Below are 23,854 nucleotides of genomic sequence, written 5' to 3' on the forward strand. Positions count from 1 at the left end.
GGCGGGGGACCTCCAGGGTCGTCGGGTACACGTGTGCTGTGTGCCGACCAGACTTCCCGGCGCGCCTCTGATTCTTGTCGCATTTTTTACGCGACCACTCCTTACCTTAACCGGAACGAGTGACTCGAAACGAGCGAAAGGGCGCCCGGCCACTGCCGGGCGCCCTCCCTGGGAGCCGCTGTTCCTCCGGTCAGTCCTCGCTGGAGGCGGCGGGGAGCTGCGACTGGATGAGGTCCATGACCGAGGAGTCGGTCAGGGTGGTGACGTCACCCAGGGTGCGGTTCTCCGCGATGTCGCGCAGGAGCCGGCGCATGATCTTGCCCGAGCGGGTCTTGGGCAGCTCGGCGACCGGGAGGATCCGCTTGGGCTTGGCGATGGGGCCGAGCTGCTTGGCGACGTGCGCCCGCAGCTCCTCGACGAGCCCTTCCTCACCGGCGTCGGCGTCGCCGCGCAGGATGACGAAGGCGCAGATCGCCTGGGTGGTCTGCGGGTCGGCCGCGCCGACGACGGCCGCCTCGGCGACCTTCGGGTGCGAGACGAGGGCGGACTCGACCTCGGTGGTGGAGATGTTGTGGCCGGAGACGAGCATGACGTCGTCCACGCGGCCGAGCAGCCAGATGTCGCCGTCGTCGTCCTTCTTGGCGCCGTCGCCCGCGAAGTACTTGCCCTCGAAGCGGGACCAGTAGGTGTCGAGGTAGCGCTGGTCGTCGCCCCAGATGGTGCGGAGCATCGAGGGCCACGGCTCGGTGAGGACGAGATAGCCGCCGTGGCCGTCGGGCACCTCGTGGGCCTCGTCGTCGACGACGGTGGCGGCGATGCCGGGGAGGGGCACCTGCGCCGAGCCCGGCTTGGTGTCGGTGACACCGGGCAGCGGGCTGATCATGATGCTGCCGGTCTCCGTCTGCCACCAGGTGTCGACCACCGGGGTGCGGTCGGCGCCGATGTGCTTGCGGTACCAGACCCAGGCCTCGGGGTTGATGGGCTCGCCGACCGAGCCGAGGACGCGCAGGCTGGACAGGTCGAACTTGGCCGGGATGTCGTCGCCCCACTTCATGGCGGCGCGGATCGCGGTCGGCGCGGTGTAGAGGATCGTGACGCCGTACTTCTGGACGATCTCCCACCAGCGGCCCTGGTGCGGGCTGTCGGGCGTGCCCTCGTAGAGCACTTCGGTGGCGCCGTTGCTGAGGGGGCCGTAGACGATGTACGAGTGGCCGGTGACCCAGCCGACGTCGGCGGTGCACCAGAACACGTCCGACTCGGGCTTGAGGTCGAAGACGGCGTGGTGGGTGTACGACGCCTGGGTGAGATAGCCGCCGGTGGTGTGCAGGATGCCCTTCGGCTTCCCCGTGGTGCCCGAGGTGTAGAGGATGAAGAGCGGGTGCTCGGCGTCGAACGCCTGCGGCGTGTGCTGCTCGGGCTGGCGGTCGACGAGGTCGTGCCACCACACGTCACGGCCCTCGGTCCAGCCGATGCCCTCCTGGCCGGTGCGCCGGACGACGAGGACGCTGCGGACGTTCTCCGTGCCGGGGCGGGTGAGGGCCTCGTCCACGGCGGGCTTGAGGGCGGAGGGCTTGCCGCGGCGGTAGCCGCCGTCGGCGGTGATGACGACGCGGGCGTCGGCGTCGTTGATGCGCGTGGCGAGGGCGTCGGCGGAGAAGCCGCCGAAGACCAGCGAGTGCGGGGCGCCGATGCGGGCGCAGGCCAGCATCGAGACGACGGCCTCGGGGATCATCGGCAGGTAGATCGCGACCCGGTCGCCCGCCTTCACGCCCAGCTCGGTGAGGGCGTGCGCGGCCTTGGAGACCTCGCGCTGGAGGTCGGCGTAGGTGATGGTGCGGGTGTCGCCCGGCTCGCCCTCGAAGTGCAGCGCGACGCGGTCGCCCAGGCCGTTCTCCACGTGGCGGTCGACGCAGTTGTACGCGACGTTGAGCTTGCCGTCGGCGAACCACTTGGCGAACGGCGGGTTCGACCAGTCGAGGGTCTCGGTCGGCTCGGTCTCCCAGCTCAGGCGGCGGGCCTGCGCGGCCCAGAAGCCCAGCCGGTCAGCCTTCGCCTGCTCGTACGCCTCCGCGGTGACGTTGGCGCTCGCGGCCAGGGCGGCAGGCGGTGCGAAGCGGCGCTCCTCCTTCAAGAGGTTGGCCAGGCTCTCGTTGCTCACAACATCTCCCTTTCCCAGGGTGCCCGTTGGGTGACCGTGCTGTGCCCGGTGGGTGCCCGTAGTGTCCCGGGGCATAGCTCACCAGCCCGGGGCACACCCTGACAAGGGCTGTTGGTAAAAATTGGTTTAGACCTGTAGAAGTCCTGATGGTCGGCCGGACGGCGCAGGGGTCAGACGGCGTCGAGGACCTCGGGGCGCACGGCCGTGAAGGTGCGCGAGGGCGGGTCGAGCACATAGGCCTGGGCCTCGCCCACGTGGAAGTACATGCCGTGGAGCTGGAGCGACCCCTCGGCCACCCGGCGGGCGACGCAGTCGTGGGCCATCAGGTGGTCGAGCTGCTGCATCACGTTGACGAGCGCGAGCCGTTCGAGGGCGTCCGCCACGGGGCGGTCCGCCATCGCCACCTCGCCGCGGCCGAGCCGCCCGATCCGCTGCATTCTGGCCAGGCTCGGGCGGCCGTGCCGCAGCCAGCGCACGAGCGGCGTCTGCGGGTCGGCAGGAGCTCTGCCGTCGGCAGCCTTGCCGCCGGACGCCGTGCCGTCGCCGGCGCGCCCCGTGGTGCCCCGGCCCGTGGTGCTTTGGACGGCCGAGTCGAGCAGCGCCTGCATCGCGCCGCACCCCGAGTGCCCGCACACGGTGATGCTGCCGACCTTCAGCACCTCGACCGCGTACTCCACTGCGGCGCCTACGGAGTCGCAGGAGCCGTCCGTGGCGGGCGGCGGGATCAGATTGCCCACGTTGCGCACGGTGAAGAGGTCGCCCGGCCCGCTGGAGGTGATCATGCTCGTGACCAGCCGGGAGTCGGCGCAGGTGAGGAAGAGCTGCGTCGGGCACTGGCCCTCGCGGGCGAGCCGTGCCAGCTCGTCCCGTACGAGCGGGGCGGTGTTGCGCTGGAATGCGCTCACCCCGCCCAGCAGTTGCTGCCCGCCGCCCGGCGCGGGGGCGTCCGCCGCGACGGACGGCCGGGTGCAGTGGTGATTGCGCCAGGGCGTCCAGGGGCGGCACGCGTGCGTGCTGACCGGCTCGGCGATCGGCCGCCCGCCCCGGCCCCTGAGGGTGACCCATCCGCCTCGCGCGCGATGGGCATTGGTCCACGACTGCAGGGTGTCGTAAGCGGTGTGATCCATGAAGGAGCCGCCCAGCTCGACGATCACCACGGCTCCCGCCGGGATCTGGGCGAGCGCCCGGCTCAGCCGCGGAACCGCCAGGAACGTCAACTGGCCGCTGACGCGGACCATGTGGGCGGCACCGTCCTGCTCCACGGTGATGCGCGTGTAGGCGAGCCGCCGCAGGGAGAGGAACGCCGTGACCACGATGCCGACGGCGACCCCCTGCAGGACGCCGAACAGCACCACGGCCCCGAGCGTGGACGCGTACATGGGGAACTCGCGGTGCCGCTGCACGTGCTTGATGTGCGCGAAGCTCACCATCTTCACTCCCACCACCATCACCAGAGCGGCCAGGGCCGCCAGAGGGATCAGCTCCAGGACCGTCGTGAGCAGGCCGGCGCAGAGCAGCACCCACAGCCCGTGCAGCACGGTGGACTTGCGGGAGACGGCACCCGCCTCCACGTTCGCCGATCCGCGGATCGCGCCGCCGGCGATCGGCAGGCCGCCCAGCAGTCCGGAGACGACATTGGCGGCGCCCTGGCCCGCGAGCTCGCGGTCGAGGTCGGCCGGGCCCTCCTGCATGCCTGCGCGCCCGGCACGCAGCCGGTCCACGGCCACGGCGGAGAGCAGGGATTCCATGCTCGCCACGAGCGTCACCGTCAGCACGGCCGCGAAGATGCCCAGCACCGGCCCGTCCGGCAGGGCGGGCAGCGCCTGCAAGCGCCACTCGGGGAGGGAGACGCGGGGCACATGCATGCCGGTGCTCACGCCGGTGGCGGCGGCCACGGCGGCGAGGGGGGCGGGGACCGTACGCAGCCACTGCCCGGCCCGGCCGGGCAGCCGGGGCCAGGCCACCAGCACGGCCGCGGTGACGGCTCCGACCAGCAGGGCCGTCGGGTGCGGATGGCTCAGCTCCGAGGGGAGCGCGGCCAGATTCTCCAGCGCGGAGCTGTTCGGGGTGTCGCCCAGGACGACGTGGAGCTGGGCGAGCGCGATCGTCACACCGATGCCCGCGAGCACGCCGTGCACGATCGCCGGGCTGACCGCCAGTGCGCCTCGCGCCACCCGGGCGGCGCCGAGGGCGAACTGCGTCAGGCCCGCGAGGGCCGTGATCGCGCAGGTGGCCCGCCAGCCGTACTGCCCCACCAGCTCGGCGGTCACCACGACCAGGCCCGTTGCGGCGCCGCTCACCTGGAGCGGCGCGCCCCCCAGCAGGCCCGCGACGATGCCGCCGACCGCCGCCGCCACCAGCCCGGCCTGGAGCGGGGCTCCGGTGGCCAGCGCGATGCCCAGGGAGAGCGGGACGGCGATGAGGAAGATGACGAGGGAAGCGGACAGATCCCGGCGCCAGGTGGACTGGTCGGGGGCCTGCGGGCCGCTGCCTTCGGCTGCCGGCGGGCGGTGTGTCGATGGGGGCTGAGGCTGCATGGTCGTTCCCGTCTTCGTCGGGCGGCGCGAATGCGGTGAAGACGCGGCCGTGGACACGGCGCGCAGCGGCGGGAGCGGCTGCGGTGGCGGGGTGTTAACTCAACTCTCGGTAAACGAATCGTAATGGAGAGTAAAGAGGAGTGGAAAGGATGACGGGTCGAATAAAGGCGCGGTTCCGTCTATCGAGTGAATTCGTCATTTCATCTGCTCGTCATTCCCGCGTGTTGGCTCCCCACGTGCGACGTTGAAGCGCCGAATCGGGCAGCAGCGAAGGCAGAGGTGGCTGATGGCCGCTGGATGGAAAGTGGCGCTGGGCGCTCTCACGGCCCTCGCCCTGGTGACGGGTTCGGCCGGCTGCTCGGGTCATGCGGAGCCGGGGGAACTGCGCGGCTCGGTGGACCCGGAAGCCGCCCGGCGGCCCGTCCGCCTCATCGGCGACGGCTCCACCGCGGACACGGGCCCCCAGCCCGGCCAGCCCGCCCCCGACCGTCTGCAGCCCGGTCACAGGCCGCCGCAGTTCGTCGTCTTCTCCTGGGACGGCGCGGGCGAGGACGGGCAGCACCTGTTCTCGCGCTTCCGCCGCGTCGGGCAGAAGTACCACGCCACGATGACGTACTTCCTCAGCGGCGTGTACATGCTCCCCGCCGGGAAGCGGCGGGTCTACAAGCCGCCCAGACACCGTGCCGGAGCCTCGGACATCGGCTTCAACACCGTCAAAGGGGTCAAGGACACCGTCGAACAGCTCCGTGGCGCCTGGCTGGACGGCAACGAGATCGGCACACACTTCAACGGGCACTTCTGCGGGCCCGACCGGGGCGTCGGCACCTGGACGCCCAAGGAGTGGGGGAGCGAGATCCGGCAGGCGCGCTCCCTCGTCCGGCGCTGGAAGACCAACGCGGGCCTGAAGGAGGAGGAACCGCTGCCCTTCGACTACGCCAAGGAGCTCGTCGGCGGCCGCGCCCCCTGCCTCGAAGGCCAGCGCAACCTCATCAAGGCCGCCAAGACCATGGGCTTCCGCTACGACGCGAGCTCCGTGGGCGGCCGGCAGGTCTGGCCGCACAAGATCGAGGGCCTCTGGGACTTCCCGCTGCAGGACATCCCGGTTCCCGGGCGGGGCTTCGAGACCCTCTCGATGGACTACAACTTCCTTGCCAACCAGTCCGGGACGACCCGCGGCGACCGCTCCCTGCACCGTGCCTGGGGCAAGCAGATGCGCGACGGTCTGCTCTCGGGATTCCGCCGCGCCTACCGCGGCAACAGGGCGCCGTTCTTCATCGGCGACCACTTCGAGTCCTGGAACGGCGGCACCTATATGCGGGCGGTGGAGAGCACCATCAAAACCGTCTGCACCAAGGAGGAGGTGCGCTGCGTGTCCTTCCGGCAACTGGCCGACTGGCTCGACGCGCAGGACAGCAGGCTCCTCGCGGAACTGCGCACGCTCGACGTGGGCAAGGCGCCCAAGGGCGGCTGGGAGCGCTTCCCCGCCGCCCGGCGCGTCAGGCGGGCTGCGGGCTAGTCGCCCAGCGCTCGTCCAGGACGAAGGCGGGGTCGACCTGAGCCGCCAGGTCGGCGCCCGTCTTCGCGTTGCCCCAGCTCTCCGCGTTCTTCAGGTGGAAGTGCACCATCTGGCGGGTGTAGCGCTGCCAGTCCCGCAGTCCGTACGAGCCGTCCGCCGTCTCGCGCAGGGTCCGCAGCGCCTGGTGGTTGTGCTCTTCGAGCAGGCCGAAGCGGGGGGGCCGGCCCTTCTCCATCGCCCGCACCCAGTCGGAGTGGCCGAAGGTCACCAGCAGGTCCTCGCCCACCTCCTCGCGCAGGAAGTCGACGTCGTCGGGGCCCTGCACCTTGTTGCCCACGACCTTCAGGCAGACGCCGAAGTCGCGTGCGTACTCCTTGTACTGCCGGTAGACGGACACGCCCTTGCGGGTGGGCTCCGCGACCAGGAACGTCATGTCGAAGCGGGTGAACATGCCCGAGGCGAAGGAGTCGCTTCCGGCGGTCATGTCGACCACGACGTACTCGCCGGGGCCGTCCACCAGGTGGTTCAGGCACAGCTCGACCGCCCCGACCTTGGAGTGGTAGCAGGCGACCCCGAGGTCGGATTCGGTGAAGGGCCCCGTCACCATCAGGCGCACGGCGCCGCCGTCGAGCTCGACGGGCCGGGCGCACGCGTCGTAGACCGGGTTGTCCTCGCCGATGCGCAGCAGGCGCGAGCCCTCGCCCGGAGGAGTCGTCTTGATCATGGTCTCGGCGGAGGTGATGCGCGGATTGCTGCCGCGCAGATAGTTCTTGATCAAGGGCAGCTGAGCGCCCATCGCGGGCAGTGCGGAGGTCTCCTCCTCGTCCAGCCCGAGCGCCGCGCCGAGGTGCTGGTTGATGTCGGCGTCCACCGCGACGACGGAGGCGCGGTCAGCGGCGAGGTGGCGGATGAACAGCGAGGACAGCGTGGTCTTGCCGCTGCCGCCCTTCCCTACGAAAGCGATCTTCATGTTCACCAAGCGTAGGTGTGAGGGTGCACGGAGTGAGAGCTGCGCGTGAAGAAGACCACTCGTTCGAGGGGTGTAGACCCGAAGTGCGTACTGTCTTACGCATGAGTACGACTGCCGATCCGCTCGCCGCCCTGGCTTCGCTCCCCGGAGTGGCCGACGCCGTGGACTCCGTGCGCAAAGCCGTGGACCGCGTCTACGGGCACCGGGTGATGCGCCGCCGCAGCAACGAGATCACCTCTGAGGCCGCGCTGCGCGGCGCGCGCGGCTCGGCCGCGCTGTCCGGCGCCGACTGGGCGCTCGAAGAGGTGCGCCGCCGCACCGACTTCGGCGTCGAGGGCGAGGCGCGGACCGTGGGTGCGGCCCTCCGGCTGACCGCCGAGGCCGGGCAGCTGCTGAGCGTGTGGCGGCAGTCCCCGCTGCGGGTGCTGGCCAGGCTGCACCTGGTGGCCGCGGGCGGAACGCGGCCGGACGAGACGGTCGGCCGCCCCCGGCTGGCCGGCGAGCCGGTCGAGGAGCCGCTGGTCCGGCTGGCGGTGCCCAGCGCGTCGGAGGTGGCCGGGCGGCTCGAGGGCCTGGCCGGGCTGCTCCTCGCGGGGACCGGCGCGCCCGCGCTCGTGACGGCGGCCGTCGTGCACGGCGAACTGCTCGCCCTGCGCCCCTTCGGTTCGTACAACGGGCTCGTGGCCCGGACGGCCGAGCGGATCGTGCTGGTGGGCAGCGGCCTCGACCCCAAGTCGATCTGCCCGGCCGAGGTGGGCCACGCCGAACTCGGCGCGGAGGCGTACATGGCGGCCCTCGACGGCTATGCCTCCGGGACACCGGAGGGTGTCGGGGCCTGGATCGCGCACTGCGGCCGCGCGGTCGAGCTCGGCGTACGGGAGAGCACGGCCGTGTGCGAGGCGCTCCAGCGCGGGGCCGCCTGAACGGCGAAGGCGCCGGAAAGGGTTGCGGCGGTACCGGTCAATTCCGGTACCGCCGCTGGCATGTTCGCCGGGTTACCATGCGTGCACGATATTTGCCCATCAGGCCGGGAACTTTGCCCGCCACCTGGTGCGGCTGGCCCGTAATCGACGGGTCGGCGTCGCGTGGGTGCCCGACGTTCATGCTTCGGTCCGTGGGGCCGTGGTGCGTGAAGGGCGTCCTCCCGGATGTCCCTGGTCTCGCGGGCCGTTAAGTCCTTTCTACTCCTGTCACTGTCGAAGTGGAAGGCTGAGCCGCAGATCTTTGTATTTAATGCTGAATCCGGGCAATGCGGACGGCTGGTTCGCGACGTCTCCCGGCCAGCCAGACGAGACCCGCCGTGGCTGCGGCGGCGCCGACCGCGGCCGCGGCGACGAGGGCGGGACGCGAGGGCATCGACAGGGCGGGCACCCGCTGCTTGAGCCGCACCGGGCGGTTGAAGGTGAGAACCGGCCAGTCGCGGGCCGCGGCCTCGCGGCGCAGGGCCCGGTCGGGGTTGACCGCGTGGGGATGGCCGACGGTTTCGAGCATGGGGATGTCGGTGATCGAGTCGCTGTAGGCGTAGCAGCGGGAGAGGTCGTATCCCTCGGATTCGGCGAGCTCCTTGACGGCCTCGGCCTTGGTGGGGCCGTAGGCGTAGTACTCCACTTCGCCGGTGAAGGCGCCGTTCTCGACGACCATGCGGGTGGCGACCACGCGGTCGGCGCCCAGGAGTTCGCCGATGGGCTCGACGACCTCGGCGCCCGAGGTGCTGACAATGACCACATCGCGCCCGGCGGTGTGGTGTGCTTCGATGAGGGAGGCGGCTTCGTCGTAAATGATCGGGTCGATGAGTTCGTGCAGGGTCTCGGCGACGATCTCGCGGACCTGCTGGACATTCCAGCCCCTGCAGAGCGCCGAGAGATACTCGCGCATCCGCTCCATCTGATCGTGGTCGGCTCCGCCGGCGAGGAAGACGAACTGCGCGTATGCGGTGCGCAGCACGGCTCGTCGGTTGATCAAGCCACCTTGGTAGAACGACTTGCTGAAGGTGAGCGTGCTCGACTTCGCAATGACCGTCTTGTCCAGATCAAAGAACGCGGCTGTCCGGGGCAACGAGTGGTTTTCCACGGTGCCGAGCATAGGCGCCCTCCATTCGGCGTAAGCTGAGGCGTGTGGGTTTGCCTGAGAAGGCTCTCGGGTACACCATGGAAGTCACGGATCGTTCGCGACCGTGTCTAACCCGGTCCGACTCCTCCCCCCCCGAGTCGGCCGTGGGGACGACCCCCGCTCTCCCCCCCGGCGGGGGTCGTCGCATGTCCGGATGCCTTTTGCAGGGCCCCACCCGGCATTCCTCGCTCCCGCGCCGCCCGCTCGGCGGCTGCCTCCCCTCCTTCATACACGCTACGCAGCGTAATCGGTGGGCTGCTCTCCGGAAGTCACCGGTATAGGTGACCGGGATATTCACAGCGGTTGAGTTGTCCACAGTTTTTGACCAAGATCCACATTATTTTCCAGTTCCCTGCACGGTGATTCCCCCGCGCTCTTCCGCGATGTCCGCGGATGCGAGAGCGCGCAGTGAGACGGGGAGGACGCCGTGGCCGGATCCAGCGCATCCGATTGGCCGCCCGCCGCCGGCAGGAGGCGGCGCGGCCCACTGATCATCGCCGAGGACGAGGAGCTGCTCGACGACCTGTTGCGCCTGTGCGCGGCGGCCGGAGCAGTGCCCGAAGTGGCGCACGGGGCACCGGCGCGCCGAGGCGCGGGGCAGGATCCGCCGCTGATCCTGGTCGGTGAGGACTGCGCCCGCCGGCTGCGCGGATCCCGCCTCGCGGCGCACGGGGAGGCGGTGCTGCTCGTCGGCCGGGACCGCGGCGACGCAGGAGTGTGGCGGCTGGCCATGGAGATCGGCGCCCGGGACGTGGCGCTGCTGCCCGGCTGCGAGGGCAGGCTCGTGGAGCGGATCGCCGATGCCGTCGAGGGGGCCGGGCGGCCCGCCCTCACCGTCGGGGTGATCGGCGGGCGGGGCGGCGCGGGGGCGAGCACGCTCGCGTGCGCGCTCGCCGTCGGTGCGGCGGGCGCCGGGCGGCGCACCATGCTCATCGACGGCGACCCCTTGGGCGGCGGCCTCGACGTCCTGCTCGGGGGCGAGAGGGCCGAGGGGCTGCGCTGGCCCGCCTTCGCCGACTCCCGGGGCCGGGTGGCGTGCCACGCCCTGGAAGAGGCCCTGCCCGAGCTCCACTCGCTGCGCCTGCTCAGCTGGGACCGGAGTCCGTGCACGGCCGTGCCGCCCGATGCGATGAAGGCCGTGCTGGCCGCCGCGCGCCGCCGTGGCGGCGCGGTCGTCGTCGATCTTCCGCGCAGGCTGGACGAAGCGGCCCTCGAAGCCCTCGGGCAGCTGGACGCGGGCTTGTTGGTGGTGCCTGCCGAGCTGCGGGCCGTGGCCGCGGCGCACCGCGTCGCCGCCGCCGTCGGCGCCGTCCTCGGCGATCTGCGGGTCGTCGTCCGCGGCCCGCGCACCTCCGGGCTCGACGGAGAGGAGATCGCCCGCCTCCTGGGGCTGCCCCTCGCAGGCGCCCTTCCTCCGGAGTCGGGCTTGCAGTCCGCACTCGCGGCAGGCAGGCCGCCGGGCGGCGAACGCGGCCCGCTGGCGCGGTTCTGCACCGACTTCTGGGCCTGCTTCGAGGCCGCCCAAGGGGCGTCGGCATGAGCCCCGGGCTGCTGGACGCCGTGCGGCTGCGGCTGGCCGAGAGCGGCGCCGAGCCCACGCCCGCCAGGGTCGCCGAGGCCCTGCGCCAGGAGGGGAGGCTGCTGGGGGACGCCGAGATCCTCGGCGTCGCGGCCCGGCTGCGTTCCGAACTCATCGGCGCAGGCCCGCTCGAGCGGCTGCTCGCCGAGCCCGACGTCACGGACGTCCTGGTCACGGCGCCCGACGAGGTCTGGGTGGACCGCGGCGCCGGCCTGGAGCGCGCGGACGTGACCTTCCCGGATGCGGCGGCGGTGCGCAGGCTCGCACAGCGGCTCGCCGCGATCGCGGGCCGCCGGCTGGACGACGCCCGGCCCTGGGTCGACGCGCGGCTTCCCGACGGGACCCGGCTGCATGCGGTGCTGCCGCCGATCGCCGTCGGCTCGACGTGCCTGTCCTTGCGGGTCGTCAGGCCCCGCGCCTTCACCCTGGCGGACCTGACGGCCGCCGGGACCGTGCCGCCGGGCGGGGACCGGCTGCTGCGGGCGGTGCTGGAGGCGCGGCTGTCGTTCATCGTCAGCGGCGGAACGGGCTCCGGCAAGACGACGTTGCTGACCACTTTGCTGGGGCTCGTGGCGGCGGACGAGCGGATCGTCCTCGCAGAGGATTCGGCCGAACTGCGCCCGGATCACCCGCACGTCGTCCGGCTGGAGACCAGACCGGCGAACCAGGAGGGCATGGGCCTGGTCACCTTGCGGGATCTGGTGAGGCAGGCCTTGCGGATGAGGCCGGACCGGCTGGTGGTGGGCGAGGTCCGCGGCCCGGAGGTCACGGACCTGCTGGCCGCGCTCAATACGGGCCACGAGGGCGGCTGCGGCACGGTGCACGCGAACGCCGCGGCGGACGTGCCCGCCCGGCTGGAAGCGCTCGGCTCGACCGCGGGGCTCGACCGTGCCGCGCTGCACAGCCAATTGGCGGCCGGGCTGTCGGTCGTGATCCACCTGGTGCGGGAGCGGAGCGGCCGTCGGCGCGTCGCCGAGGTGCATGTGCTCGAGCGGGACGGCGCCGGGTTCGTCACCACGGTGCCCGCCGCCGTATGGGGGGCGACCGGTTTTCAGGAGGCGCGCGGCTGGGCCCGGCTGGCGGAGCTGTGCGAGCGCGGCGGAGTGACGCCGTGACGGCCGCCGGGACGCTGCCGCCGGCCACGCTCGCGGGCGTTGCCGCGCTGGGCGTTCTGTTCACGGCCTGGCCGCCGGGCGGCTCCGGGAGGGAGCTGCGCCGCGCCCGGCTGATGCTCGCGGGCGGCGGGTCGCTGGTCCCTCCTGCTCCTTGGCCGCCGGCCCTGGTGGGCGAGTGGGGCGCCCGTCTGCGGCGCTGGGCGCGGGCCCGGAAGGAGTGGGCGTGCCTCCCGCTCGGCGGCGCCGTGGGTCTGCTGGGCGGGTCGGTGCTGCCGCTGCTGGCGGCGCTGGTGGCCGTGCCGCTCGTCCGCAGGTGGCTGGCCGCCCGCGGAGAGCAGCGCGAGAGGGAGCTGCGGGAAGCGGCCGTGATCGAGCTGTGCGGGACCGTCGCGGGCGAACTGCGAGCCGGCCGGCAGCCCGGCCAGGCGCTGGCCGGTGTGCCCGCCGGGGACTTGGGGCCGCAATGGACGGCGGTCTCGGCGGCGGCGAGGTTCGGCGGGGACGTCCCGGAGGCCCTGCGGGCCGTGGCCGCCCGTCCCGGGGCCGAAGGGCTGCACGGCGTGGCCGCCTGCTGGCGCGTAGCCGTCGACGGCGGTGCCGGGCTCGCCGCCGGGCTCGAACGGGTCGCGGCGGCTCTGAGCGCCGAGCGGGACCAAAGGGAGGAACTGCGGTCGCAGTTGGCGGGCGCGCGGTCCACCGCGGTGATGCTGGCCCTGCTGCCCGTGCTCGCGCTGCTGATGGGCAGTGCGCTGGGGGCGGCGCCGCTGAGGGTGCTGCTGCACACCCCGGCCGGGCTGGGCTGTCTGCTCGTCGGCGGGCTCCTGGAGGCCGCCGGTATCGCCTGGACCGGGCGGATCGTACGGGCGGCTGCGGGGGAGCGCGGAAGGGCCGGTGGCTCCGGCGCGCCCGGCCCCGCGGAAGGGAAGGCGCCGTGAGGGGGAATGTTATCCACAGCCTGTGGATGGTGATTCTTCCGGGAATCGCTGCCCTCGGCGCAGTGGTGGTGGCGGTCCGCGTGCGCAGGAGGCGGACGGTACGCCGCCGGATCGCCGCGCTGTTCGGCGGGGCGCCGGCAAGGGCCGCGAAGGGGCGGCGGCTGTGTGCCCTGACCGGTCGCCTGCCGGGGACCCGGGACGGGCTGCTTGCGGCCGGGGCCGGAGCCGCAGGGGTCATCATCCTCGGAGGAGCCGCCGGCTGCGCAGCGGGACTCGCCGCCGCTTACGGCATGTGGCGATGGCTGCGCCGCCGGAAGCGGAGCGGCGGGCCCGACGGCCTCCCGGCCGAGGAAATCGAGCGGCAACTTCCGCTGGCCGCCGACCTCATGGCGGCGTGCCTGGCCGCCGGGGCCGGGCCCCGGGAGGCCGCCGAAGCGGTCGGCGCGTCCCTGGGCGGCCCGGTGGGCGAACGGCTCGCCCGCGCCGCGGCGGAGGTCCGGCTCGGCGGCGACCCGGCCACCGCCTGGAGCCGTCTGGGCGGCCTCCCCGGCGCCCGGGGGCTCGCCCGCTGCCTGGAGCGGGCCCAGGCGACGGGGGTGCCCGCGGTGGAGCCCATGTCCCGGCTCGCGGGCCATTTGAGGGCCCGGCGCGGCAGGGCGGCCGGCATACGGGCCCGGCGCGCGGGCGTCCTGGCGACGGCCCCTCTCGGGCTGTGCTTCCTGCCCGCGTTCCTGACGGTCGGTGTGGTGCCCGTGGTGATCGGGCTGGCGAGCGGTCTGACGAAAGGACATTGACGGTGAGTGGAGTGAAGGTCGTGGCCGTACGGACGGGGGAGAAGCCGATGGTCCTGCGAGGGATGCCGGGGCGCAAAGTCTGGAGGGAGGCGCCGCGGTCGCGGCAGGGCGCCGGAAGGGGACGGCGGTGGGTGCCGGACCGGCCGCGGCTGTGGCCGGCGGCCTGGCCGAACGGCCGTCCGCGGGCCCTCGCCGGCGCCGATGCGGGCATGTCGACCGCCGAGTACGCCGTCGGCACCGTGGCCGCCTGTGCCCTTGCCGCGGTGCTCTACAAGGTGGTCACGAGCGGGGCGGTCAGTGCGGCGATGCAGGGGCTCATCGGGAGGGCGCTCAATGCGCCGTTCTGACGGCCTGCCGGACCCGGAGCGTGAAGCGGCATCGAGTCGCCGTGCCCGCGCGGACTCTGACGGTGGGTATGTGACCGCCGAGGCCGCGATGGCGCTCCCGGCCCTGGTCCTGTTCGGTGCGGCCCTGATCTGGGGGCTGACGGCGGCCGGCGCGCAGATCCAGTGCGTGGACGCCGCCCGGGCGGGGGCCCGGGCGGCGGCCCGGTCCGATCCCGTGGGCGTCGCGGTCGCATCGGCGCGGTCCGCCGCGCCGCCGGGTTCCCGCATCGCCGTCATGCGCGAGGGCGATCTCGTACGGGTGCGGGTCGAGGCCCGGGCGGCCGGTCCGCTGGCCCTCAGGCTGGGCGGAGAGGCGGTGGCCCTTGCGGAGGAGACGGTGCGGTGACCGGGGCGTGGCGACGGTGTGGGTGGCGGTCGCGACCGCCGCGCTCTGCGCGGTGTTCGCGGCGGTGCTGGCCATGGGGCAGGCAGTGGTGGCCCGCCATCGCGCCGGCGGTGCGGCGGACCTGTCGGCGCTGGCGGCGGCCGACCACGCCCTCGACGGGCAGGAGACCGCGTGCGGCCTCGCCCGGCGGGTGGCCGCCGCCCAGGGGGCGAGAGTGGTGCGCTGCGCCGTGAGCGGCGAGATCGCCGAGGTCGCGGCCGAGGCGAGGGCGGGGCCGTACGCCGTCCGGGTGCGGTCGCGGGCGGGGCCCGCGGAGGCCGCGGGGGTCGATCCCGTTGCGTTCGTGCGGCTCACCCGTCCTTCGGGGCGTCCCTGAGGAGCCGGGCCAGGAGGCGTATGGCGGCCCGCTTGTCGAGAGGGTCGTTGCCGTTGCCGCACTTGGGGGACTGGACGCAGGAGGGGCAGCCGGTGTCGCACTCGCAGGCGGCGATCGCCTCGCGCGTGGCGGTGAGCCAGCCCGCGGCGGTGTGGAAGGCCCTCTCGGCGAAGCCCGCGCCACCGGGGTGGCCGTCGTAGACGAAGACGGTCGGCAGGAGCGTGTCGGGGTGCAGGGGGACGGAGACGCCGCCGATGTCCCAGCGGTCGCAGGTGGCGAAGAGGGGGAGCATGCCGATGGAGGCGTGTTCCGCGGCGTGCAGGGCGCCTCCGAGGGCCTCGGGGGCGATCCGGGCCTCGTCGAGCTGGTCCTCGGTGACGGTCCACCACACGGCGCGGGTGCGCAGCGTACGCGGCGGCAGGTCCAGCTTGGACTCGCCGAGGACCTCGCCGGTGATGAGCCGGCGGCGGAGGAACGAGACGACCTGGTTGGTCACCTCGACCGAGCCGAAGCACAGCCGCGCCGCCCCCCAGGGGATCTCGGCGCCGGTCTCCAGGATGGAGACGGCAGTCGTGTCGCGGGCCGTCGTGGAGTACGGCGGGTCGGCCTGCTCGACGAGGGCGACGGAGTCCTCCAGGTCGAGCCGGCGGACGAGGTAGGTGCGGCCCTGGTGGAGGTGGACCGCGCCTTCGTGGACGGAGGCGTGGGCGGCCCCCGCGTCCACGGTGCCCAGCAGCCGCCCGGTGCCCTCCTCCACGACCTGGACGGGGCAGCCCCCGCCGCCCCGGATGTCGGTGAGGTCGGCGGCGCGCTCGCGCCGGGTCCAGTGCCAGGCGGCGCCGCGGCGGCGCAGCAGCTTGCGCGCTTCGAGCTGGGCGAGCAGGCCCGGCGTCTCGGGCCCGAACAGGGACAGGTCGGCCTCGGTGAGTGGGAGCTCGGCGGCCGCGGCGCACAGATGGGGGGCGAGGACGTAGGGGTTGTCGGGATCGAGGACGGTGGATTCCACGGGCTGCCGGAAGAGCGCCTCGGGGTGGTGGACGAGATAGGTGTCCAGGGGGTCGTCGCGGGCGACCAGCACGGCGAGGGCTCCCCGGCCCGTACGGCCCGCGCGGCCGGCCTGCTGCCACAGGGAGGCCCGTGTGCCCGGATAGCCGGTCAGGAGGACGGCGTCGAGGCCGGCGACGTCGACGCCGAGTTCCAGGGCGGTCGTGGCGGACAGGCCCAGCAGCTCGCCGCTGTGCAGGGCGCGCTCGATGGAGCGGCGCTCCTCGGGGAGGTAGCCGCCGCGGTAGGCGGCGACACGCCCGGGCAGGGAGCGGTTTACGGCCGCGAGGCGCTCCTGGGCGATCAGGGCGATGAGCTCGGCGCCGCGCCGTGACCGCACGAAGGCGACGGTGCGGACGCCCTGGGCGACGAGGTCGGTGAGGAGCTCGGCGCTCTCGGCGGTGGCGGTGCGGCGCACGGGGGCTCCGCGCTCGCCGTGGAGCTCGGTGAGGGGCGGCTCCCAGAGGGCGAAGACCAGCTCGCCGCGCGGGGAGGCGTCCTCGGTGATCTCCACCACCGGAACGCCCGTCAGGCGGCCTGCCGCGGTGGCCGGATCGGAGGAGGTGGCCGAGGCGAGGAGGAAGACAGGATCGGCCCCGTAGCGGGCGCAGACACGCCGGAGCCGGCGCAGCACCTGGGCGACGTGCGAGCCGAAGACGCCCCGGTAGGTGTGGCACTCGTCGATGACGACGTAGCGCAGGGCACGCAGGAAGGAGGACCACTTGGGGTGGGCGGGCAGGATCGAGCGGTGGAGCATGTCGGGGTTGGTGAGCGCGTAATTGGCGTACTGACGCACCCACTCCCGCTCCTCGACGGGGGTGTCCCCGTCGTAGACGGCGGGCCGTACGCCCTTGCCCAGGGGCCCGGCGAGGGCCTTCACGGCGCGCCGCTGATCGGCGGCGAGGGCCTTGGTGGGGGCGAGGTAGAGCGCGGTCGCCCCGCGGCCGTTCGGGGCCTCCGAGCCGTCCAGCAGGGCGCTGAGGACCGGCGCCAGGTACGCGAGGGACTTTCCGGAGGCCGTTCCGGTGGCCACGACCACCGATTCGCCGCGCAGCGCGTGCTCGGCGGTGAGCGCCTGATGGGCCCACGGCCGCTCGATGCCCGCCATCCGGATGGCTTCCGCCACTTCCGGCCGGATCTTCTCAGGCCAGGGGGCATGACGTCCGGGACGCGGGGGCAAGTGCTCCGTATGAGTGATGCGTGCAGCCCTGTCGGCCCCGGCGGTCAGTCGGTCGAGGACTGTCCGGGGAGCGGGATGTACGCCCGCCTCCGGCGGGAGTTGATCGTTGGCCATCGGCACCGAGTGTGTCACTGGCGTGACGGACAATGGCGTCAAGGCGTCGTGCGCGCCTGCCGGTAAGTGATTGAATGCCATCGCGGCTGCCGATCCATGGGGGGCGACCGCTCGATGCAAGGTGCTGGAGGATCCGTGGACCTGTCCCTGTCGACCGAGACCGTAGGCGACCGTACGGTTGTCCGGGTCGGTGGCGAGATTGATGTGTACACCGCGCCCAAGCTGCGTGAGCAGCTGGTCGAGCTTGTCAACGACGGCAGCTATCACCTCGTCGTGGACATGGAGGGCGTCGACTTCCTCGACTCCACCGGGCTCGGCGTCCTGGTCGGCGGGCTGAAGCGGGTGCGTGCCCACGAGGGCTCGCTGCGCCTGGTCTGCAACCAGGAGCGCATTCTCAAGATTTTCCGTATCACCGGCCTCACCAAGGTGTTCCCCATCCACACCTCGGTCGAGGACGCGGTGCAGGCGACCGACTGAGGTCGCCGGGGAAGACTGTCACGCGGGGGGCACCCGGGCTCGCGGGTCCGGCCCCCTCGTGAGTCCGCCCTTTTCCGGATGAGGGGGAGAGGGCACGTACGACCGAGGGGGATGGCATGGCCACCGTCGAACTGCTCTTCAGTGCCCTTCCCGAGCATGTCCGGACCGCCCGGCTGGTGGCGGCCGCGGTGGCGCGCCGTGCCGGCGTGGACGAGGCCGTGCTGGACGAGGTCCGGCTCGCCGTGGGCGAGGCCTGCTCGCGCGCGGTGGGGCTGCACATCAGCAATGAGGTGACCACCCCCGTCCGGGTGACGCTGATCGAGGACGAGAAGAAGTTCTCCATCGAGGTCGGGGACGACGCCCCCGCACCGGAGGCGCTCGCTGCCGCGAACGGCTCGGAGCGCGCCGCCGGCGGCCCCGAGGAGGGCGCTGCCGACAACGAGGACGACATGGGCCTCGCGGTCATCAGCGGCCTGGTCGACGACGTCGAGGTGACGGCGGACGAGCGCGGCGGTCTGATCCGGATGAGCTGGCCGATCGCTCCCGCGGCCGTGACGCCGTAGCCCGTCCGGGCGCATCGCCGTATTCGGCCCTCCTCGGACGGCCGTAACTCCCGGCTGCCCCGTGCGGCCGTTCCGACGACGCCCGCTGGACGGCCGTCGCACGATTCACCGGCTCTCCGTGCGCCGAGCAGCCATAATTCCGCGATCTTTTCGCCGCCCTTCCGCATCCGGCGGCGCCGCGTGGCCGGTGATCGCCGCGGGCCCCGTGGATCCTTCCCTCCGGGCCCATTGATCTCCCGGCTGATTCCGTCGGTCCGCCGATTCCGGCGATCTTCCGGAATGGATCTCGCGCCGGCCGCCTTTCCCCGGATCGTCACCGATCACTGCTGATTGCCATTGATCGCCGTTCCGGATCTCCGCCCGCGATCGTTTATCCGGCGGATCATTCACTCGATCTTCACTTGCACAGGCCAATTCCATTTGCCGCGCTCTGTTTTGATCTCGCCATGCTCCCTACAATCCGTCCATCTTGAGCTCAGGACGCCTGAGCGTGGCCGCTGTCCCGTGATCTCCCTTCAGCGATCGCGGATCAGCTGCGCGCCCATGTGCCAAACGTCTAGGGAGGACGAATGGCGGGGCCCTTCACCCCTCGACAGGTGGACTTTCAACAGCTCGACTTCACCCGGAATCTCGCGGCCGAACTCACCCAGGGCAACCGCACCATGGTGATCGTGATCGCGGCCGTCGCACTCGCGGCGCTCGTGGTCGCCGTCGCCCTGGTGCGGCAGGTCCTCGCGGCGGGCGAGGGAACCGACAGCATGAGAAGGATCGCGGCGGCGGTGCAGGAGGGAGCGAACGCCTATCTCGCACGGCAGTTGCGCACCCTCGGCGTATTCGCCGTGGCGGTGTTCTTCCTCCTGATGCTCCTGCCGGCCGACAACTGGTCGCAGCGCATCGGGCGTTCGGTCTTCTTCCTGATCGGAGCGCTCTTCTCGGCGGCCACCGGCTATATCGGCATGTGGCTCGCCGTGCGCAGCAATGTGCGGGTCGCCGCGGCGGCCCGCGAGGCCACTCCGGCCCAGGGCGAGCCCGACAAGGATCTGACGGCCGTTTCCCACAAGGCCATGAAGATTGCGTTCCGGACGGGTGGCGTCGTCGGGATGTGCACCGTGGGGCTCGGCCTGCTGGGCGCCTCCTGCGTGGTGCTCGTGTACGCGGCCGACGCGCCCAAGGTGCTGGAGGGCTTCGGCTTCGGCGCGGCGCTGCTGGCGATGTTCATGAGGGTCGGCGGCGGCATCTTCACCAAGGCGGCCGACGTCGGCGCCGACCTCGTCGGCAAGGTCGAACAGGGCATCCCCGAGGACGACCCCCGCAACGCCGCCACCATCGCGGACAACGTGGGCGACAACGTCGGCGACTGCGCCGGCATGGCCGCCGACCTGTTCGAGTCGTACGCCGTGACGCTGGTCGCCGCGCTGATCCTCGGCAAGGCCGCCTTCGGCGACGCGGGGCTCGCCTTCCCCCTGCTCGTCCCCGCGATCGGCGTGCTCACGGCGATGATCGGCATCTTCGCGGTCGCGCCGCGCCGCGCCGACCGCAGCGGGATGACCGCGATCAACCGCGGGTTCTTCATTTCGGCCGTCATATCGCTCGCCCTGGTGGCCGTCGCGGTGTTCGCGTACCTCCCCTCCAGCTACGCCGACCTGAAGGGCATCGGGGACGAGGCGATCCGCGGCCACGCGGGCGACCCGAGGGTGCTCGCGCTCGTGGCGGTGGCCATCGGCATCGTCCTCGCCGCGCTCATCCAGCAGCTCACGGGCTACTTCACGGAGACGAGCCGGCGGCCCGTGCGGGACATCGGCAAGACGTCCCTGACCGGCCCGGCGACGGTCGTCCTCGCCGGCATCTCCATCGGCCTGGAGTCGGCCGTCTACTCGGCCGTGCTCATCGGGCTGGGCGTCTACGGGGCGTTCCTGCTCGGCGGCACGTCCATCATGCTGGCCCTGTTCGCCGTCGCGCTCGCCGGTACCGGCCTGCTGACGACCGTGGGCGTCATCGTCGCCATGGACACCTTCGGCCCGGTCTCCGACAACGCCCAGGGCATCGCCGAGATGTCCGGTGACGTCGAGGGCGCCGGCGCGCAGGTGCTCACCGACCTCGACGCGGTCGGCAACACCACCAAGGCCATCACGAAGGGCATCGCCATCGCCACGGCCGTCCTGGCCGCGTCGGCGCTCTTCGGCTCGTACCGCGACGCCATCGCCACCGCGGTGAAGGACGTGCACGCGAAATCCGGTGAGCTGGGCCTGAGTCTGGACATCTCGCAGCCCAACAACCTCGTCGGGCTCGTCCTCGGAGCCGCCGTCGTCTTCCTCTTCTCCGGGCTGGCGATCAACGCCGTGTCGCGGTCGGCGGGCGCGGTGGTCTACGAGGTGCGGCGGCAGTTCCGCGAGCACCCCGGGATCATGGACTACAGCGAGAAGCCGGAGTACGGCCGCGTGGTGGACATCTGCACCAAGGACGCGCTGCGCGAACTCGCCACGCCCGGCCTGCTGGCCGTGATGGCGCCCATCGCCGTCGGGTTCTCGCTCGGCGTCGGCGCGCTCGGCTCGTACCTGGCGGGGGCCATCGGCACCGGCACCCTGATGGCCGTCTTCCTCGCCAACTCCGGTGGCGCCTGGGACAACGCCAAGAAGCTGGTGGAGGACGGCCACCACGGCGGCAAGGGCAGCGAGGCGCATGCGGCGACGGTCATCGGCGACACGGTCGGCGACCCGTTCAAGGACACCGCCGGCCCGGCCATCAACCCGCTGCTGAAGGTGATGAACCTGGTGGCGCTGCTGATCGCCCCCGCGGTGGTCAAGTTCTCCTACGGCGTCGACGCCAACAACGGCCTGCGGATCGGGATCGCGGTGCTGGCGATCGTCGTCATCGTCGGTGCGGTGTACGTCTCCAAGCGGCGCGGGGTCGCGGTGGGCGACGACGGGAACGCCGACCGGGCGGCGAAGCCCGCCGATCCGGCGGTGGTGTCGTAAGGAGTCGTAAAGAGCCGTAAGGAGCCGTGAAGAACTGACGCTCCGGTACTCCGGATCCGGGTGGGCGGCGTGCAGGGCACGTCGTTCACCCGCGTTCGGTTCCCCCTCCCCTTCCCTGTGCGGTGAATGCCACGCTGCGCTTGGTGCAAATGGCTTCAAAAGGAGGCATATGGTGTGCTCGCCTCCTGGGCGGTCCCGCTCGGACGTGTAAGTTCCGGGCCGAGAGCCATCGAAGGGACCGATCCGGTGAACAAGAAGCTTGCGGCCGCACTGTCCGGCGGTACGGCGCTCCTGCTGGCGCTGACCGGCTGCGGCGGCGACGACGAGGGCAACAAGAAGCTCGACGCCTGGGCCATGAAGGTCTGCGACCAGATGCAGCCCCAGGTGAAGAAGATTCTGGACGCGAACCAGTCGATCGCGAGCGTCCAGACCGAGGAGGACTCCAAGAAGGTCCAGCAGACCGACTCCGCGGCCTTCCAGGTTAGCGTCGACGCGTACAAGGCGCTCGCCAACGCGGTGCAGGACGCGGGCGCGCCGCCCGTCAAGGACGGCGAGACCAGCCAGAAGAACGCCGTCAAGGCGCTCAACGACCTCTCCGCGGCGTACGCGAACCTGAAGAAGCGGAGTGACGCCCTCGACACCGGCGACAAGACCAAGTTCGGCGAGGGGCTGAGGGGCATCGGCGGGGACGTCGCCAAGCTCAGCGGCCAGAGCTCCGAGGCGCTCAAGAAGCTGCAGTCGGGCGACGTCGGCAAGGCCATGGCCAAGCAGCCGGGCTGCCAGAAGAACTCGCTCTCCCCGTCGCCCGCGAAGAGCTGACCCGGAGGACCGCACTCCGGAGGACCGGGCCCCGGCGACGATCCCGGAGAACGGTCCCGGAGAACCGGACCCCGGAGATCCGGACCCGGAGAACCGGCCGGCCGAACGGCGGGCTGCGGCGTCGCGTCCCCGCGGACGCGACGCCGCACCCCGCCGCTTTCGTCGTTTGCCGGTGCCGCCCCCGACAATGGTCCCGTGAGTACGCTCCTTCCCGCCGCCGACCGCGCGCGCACCTCCCGGCTGCGCGACGCCCTGCTCGCCGCCGCCTTCACCGCCGACGGCCTCCTCGACCTGCTGGGCGCCCCCGCCTACGCCGCGCTCGCCCGCAGCGAGACGGTGCCCGCCCTGCGCGCCACGCGCGGCGACAGCCCGCTGGCGACGCTCGTCCGGCTCTTCCTGCTGCAGTGCCCGGCCCCGTACGCGCGCGCCGCGGCCGCGCTGCCCGTCGAGGACTGCCTCGCCGGCGGCTGGCTCGTCCGCGACGGGGACTCCGTGCGCGCCACCGTGGACGTGCGCCCGTACGGCGGCCCGGAGGGCCAGGACTGGTGGATCGTCTCCGACCTCGGCTGTGCGGTCGGCGGCGCCGGCGGCATCGCGGGGGGCGGGACCGGCCCCTCGGGAGTCGACCGCTCGCAGCTCGTCCTCGGCGTCGGCGGCGCCTCGACCACCCTCGCCGGGCTCACCGTCCGCACGCCCGTCGCGAGCGCCCTCGACCTGGGCACGGGCTCCGGCATCCAGGCGCTGCACGCGAGCCAGCACGCTACGCGCGTGACGGCGACGGACCTCAACCCGCGCGCCCTGCAGATCACGCGGCTCACCCTGGAGCTGTCCGGCGCCGCGGAGGCCGACCTGCGCGAGGGCTCGCTCTTCGAGCCGGTCGCCCAGGACACCTTCGACCTGATCGTCTCGAACCCGCCCTTCGTCATCTCGCCCGGCGCCCGCCTGACCTACCGCGACGGCGGCATGGGCGGCGACGACCTGTGCCGCACCCTCGTCCAGCAGTCGGCCGACCGGCTCAACGACGGCGGCCACCTCCAGCTGCTCGCCAACTGGCAGCACGTGGAGGGCGAGGACTGGCGCGAGCGGCTCTCCTCCTGGGTGCCGCGCGGCTGCGACGCCTGGATCGTCCAGCGCGAGGTGCAGGACGTCGCCCAGTACGCCGAGCTGTGGCTGCGCGACGCGGGGGACCACCGCGCCGGCCCGGAGGAGTACGCGGCCCGCTACGACGCCTGGCTGGAGGAGTTCGAGGCCCGCAAGACCAAGGGCATCGGATTTGGCTGGATCACGCTGCGCAAGTCGGGTTCCGACCGGCCGTCGGTGGTCGCCGAGGAATGGCCGCACCCGGTCGAGCAGCCGCTCGGCCCGGCCGTCCGCGCCCACTTCGACCGGCAGGACTTCCTGCGCGCGCACGACGACGCCGGGCTGCTCGCCGCCCGCTTCGCCCTGGCCGACGAGGTCGTGCAGGAGCAGGTCGGCCTGCCGGGCGCGGAGGACCCCGAGCACGTGGTGCTTCGCCAGAACCGCGGCATGCGGCGGGCCACCAAGGTGGACACCGTCGGCGCGGGCTTCGCGGGCGTGTGCGACGGCTCCCTGAGCGCGGGGCGGATCCTCGACGCCATCGCCCAGCTGATCGGCGAGGACCCGGTGCTGCTGCGGGACCGGACGCCGGAGTCGATCAGGATGCTCGTCGAGCAGGGCTTCCTGACGCCTGTGGCGGAATAGCCGCACTCGGCATACTGCACTCGGCATAGCCGGACCCGGCATAGCCGCACCCGGCGGGGAGGGCCGCCGCCCGGCCCGCGGGCGGCCGGCGCACCGCGGGGCGCGTGACCGGTCACACGCCCCGCCGGTGTTTGCGGGC

General features: G+C 72.6%; 19 protein-coding genes. 14 read left to right on the forward strand and 5 right to left on the reverse strand.

The features are described 5' to 3' along the window. Positions 1-190: 190 nt before the first annotated feature. Positions 191-2,158: an acetate--CoA ligase gene (acs, locus tag NQU55_RS21350; protein ID WP_168093689.1), complete on the reverse strand. Its 1,968-nt coding sequence runs from the start codon at positions 2,156-2,158 to the stop codon at positions 191-193. Between the two features lie 170 nt (positions 2,159-2,328). Continuing rightward, positions 2,329-4,695 carry a SulP family inorganic anion transporter gene (locus tag NQU55_RS21355; RefSeq protein ID WP_168093690.1) on the reverse strand — a complete coding sequence of 789 codons (2,367 nt, stop codon included), beginning with the start codon at positions 4,693-4,695 and terminating at the stop codon, positions 2,329-2,331. Positions 4,696-4,981: 286 nt separating this feature from the next. Here NQU55_RS21355 and NQU55_RS21360 point away from each other — a divergent pair, with 286 nt between their 5' ends. Continuing rightward, positions 4,982-6,211 carry a polysaccharide deacetylase family protein gene (locus NQU55_RS21360; protein ID WP_168093691.1) on the forward strand — a complete coding sequence of 410 codons (1,230 nt, stop codon included), beginning with the start codon at positions 4,982-4,984 and terminating at the stop codon, positions 6,209-6,211. On the opposite strand, the gene NQU55_RS21365 is transcribed toward NQU55_RS21360, so the two are convergent. After that, entirely contained in the window at positions 6,192-7,181 is a 990-nt protein-coding gene (locus NQU55_RS21365) for an ATP-binding protein (protein ID WP_168093692.1), read from the reverse strand. The two genes, NQU55_RS21360 and NQU55_RS21365, sit on opposite strands and share 20 nt — an antisense overlap. 101 nt (positions 7,182-7,282) lie before the next feature. On the opposite strand from NQU55_RS21365, the gene NQU55_RS21370 reads away from it, so the two are divergent. Then, on the forward strand, positions 7,283-8,104 hold the full coding sequence (locus tag NQU55_RS21370) for a Fic family protein (RefSeq protein WP_168093693.1): 822 nt from the start codon (positions 7,283-7,285) through the stop codon (positions 8,102-8,104). 307 nt (positions 8,105-8,411) lie between these two features. Here NQU55_RS21370 and NQU55_RS21375 read toward each other — a convergent pair whose 3' ends face one another. Then, on the reverse strand, positions 8,412-9,263 hold the full coding sequence (locus NQU55_RS21375) for an HAD family hydrolase (protein ID WP_168096045.1): 852 nt from the start codon (positions 9,261-9,263) through the stop codon (positions 8,412-8,414). A gap of 454 nt (positions 9,264-9,717) precedes the next feature. Here NQU55_RS21375 and ssd point away from each other — a divergent pair, with 454 nt between their 5' ends. The 7 genes from ssd to NQU55_RS21410 are packed head-to-tail and all read left to right on the forward strand — an operon-like array spanning position 9,718 to position 14,821. Next, positions 9,718-10,830, forward strand: coding sequence for a septum site-determining protein Ssd (gene ssd, locus NQU55_RS21380; RefSeq protein ID WP_168096046.1), 1,113 nt, complete (start codon positions 9,718-9,720; stop codon positions 10,828-10,830). Continuing rightward, positions 10,827-11,984, forward strand: a complete 1,158-nt coding sequence (locus NQU55_RS21385) for a TadA family conjugal transfer-associated ATPase (RefSeq protein ID WP_168096047.1) — start codon at positions 10,827-10,829, stop codon at positions 11,982-11,984. The genes ssd and NQU55_RS21385 overlap by 4 nt, the downstream gene beginning before the upstream one ends. Then, the gene (locus NQU55_RS21390; RefSeq protein WP_372504763.1) at positions 11,981-12,919 is read left to right on the forward strand and encodes a type II secretion system F family protein; all 939 of its coding nucleotides are present in this window, start codon (positions 11,981-11,983) and stop codon (positions 12,917-12,919) included. The genes NQU55_RS21385 and NQU55_RS21390 overlap by 4 nt, the downstream gene beginning before the upstream one ends. A gap of 26 nt (positions 12,920-12,945) precedes the next feature. Continuing rightward, positions 12,946-13,713 (forward strand): type II secretion system F family protein, encoded by a 768-nt coding sequence (locus NQU55_RS21395; RefSeq protein ID WP_256790964.1) that lies wholly within the window; start codon positions 12,946-12,948, stop codon positions 13,711-13,713. A gap of 2 nt (positions 13,714-13,715) precedes the next feature. Beyond that, entirely contained in the window at positions 13,716-14,060 is a 345-nt protein-coding gene (locus NQU55_RS37145) for a DUF4244 domain-containing protein (RefSeq protein ID WP_372504764.1), read from the forward strand. Next, positions 14,047-14,445 carry a TadE family type IV pilus minor pilin gene (locus NQU55_RS21405; RefSeq protein WP_206329425.1) on the forward strand — a complete coding sequence of 133 codons (399 nt, stop codon included), beginning with the start codon at positions 14,047-14,049 and terminating at the stop codon, positions 14,443-14,445. Before NQU55_RS37145 ends, NQU55_RS21405 begins: the two co-directional genes overlap by 14 nt. Before the next feature lie 7 nt (positions 14,446-14,452). Further along, positions 14,453-14,821, forward strand: a complete 369-nt coding sequence (locus NQU55_RS21410) for an Rv3654c family TadE-like protein (protein WP_256790965.1) — start codon at positions 14,453-14,455, stop codon at positions 14,819-14,821. On the opposite strand, the gene sftH is transcribed toward NQU55_RS21410, so the two are convergent. Continuing rightward, entirely contained in the window at positions 14,796-17,240 is a 2,445-nt protein-coding gene (sftH, locus tag NQU55_RS21415) for a DEAD/DEAH box helicase (protein WP_168093402.1), read from the reverse strand. The genes NQU55_RS21410 and sftH overlap by 26 nt on opposite strands. Positions 17,241-17,294: 54 nt before the next feature. Between sftH and bldG the strand changes: the two genes are divergently transcribed. The 5 genes from bldG (at position 17,295) to NQU55_RS21440 (ending at position 23,715) form a co-directional block, all read left to right on the forward strand. Continuing rightward, entirely contained in the window at positions 17,295-17,636 is a 342-nt protein-coding gene (gene bldG / locus NQU55_RS21420) for an anti-sigma factor antagonist BldG (RefSeq protein ID WP_030367299.1), read from the forward strand. A gap of 116 nt (positions 17,637-17,752) precedes the next feature. Further along, positions 17,753-18,199 carry an ATP-binding protein gene (locus NQU55_RS21425; protein ID WP_168093403.1) on the forward strand — a complete coding sequence of 149 codons (447 nt, stop codon included), beginning with the start codon at positions 17,753-17,755 and terminating at the stop codon, positions 18,197-18,199. Between the two features lie 569 nt (positions 18,200-18,768). Beyond that, positions 18,769-21,174 (forward strand): sodium-translocating pyrophosphatase, encoded by a 2,406-nt coding sequence (locus NQU55_RS21430; RefSeq protein ID WP_168093404.1) that lies wholly within the window; start codon positions 18,769-18,771, stop codon positions 21,172-21,174. Positions 21,175-21,420: 246 nt separating this feature from the next. Beyond that, on the forward strand, positions 21,421-21,993 hold the full coding sequence (locus NQU55_RS21435; protein ID WP_256790966.1) for a small secreted protein: 573 nt from the start codon (positions 21,421-21,423) through the stop codon (positions 21,991-21,993). Positions 21,994-22,188: 195 nt separating this feature from the next. Next, on the forward strand, positions 22,189-23,715 hold the full coding sequence (locus NQU55_RS21440; protein ID WP_168093405.1) for a DUF7059 domain-containing protein: 1,527 nt from the start codon (positions 22,189-22,191) through the stop codon (positions 23,713-23,715). Positions 23,716-23,854: the final 139 nt, after the last annotated feature.

It is taken from the genome of Streptomyces telluris (assembly GCF_024519335.1).
GTDB classification, from domain to species: Bacteria; Actinomycetota; Actinomycetes; order Streptomycetales; family Streptomycetaceae; genus Streptomyces; species Streptomyces telluris.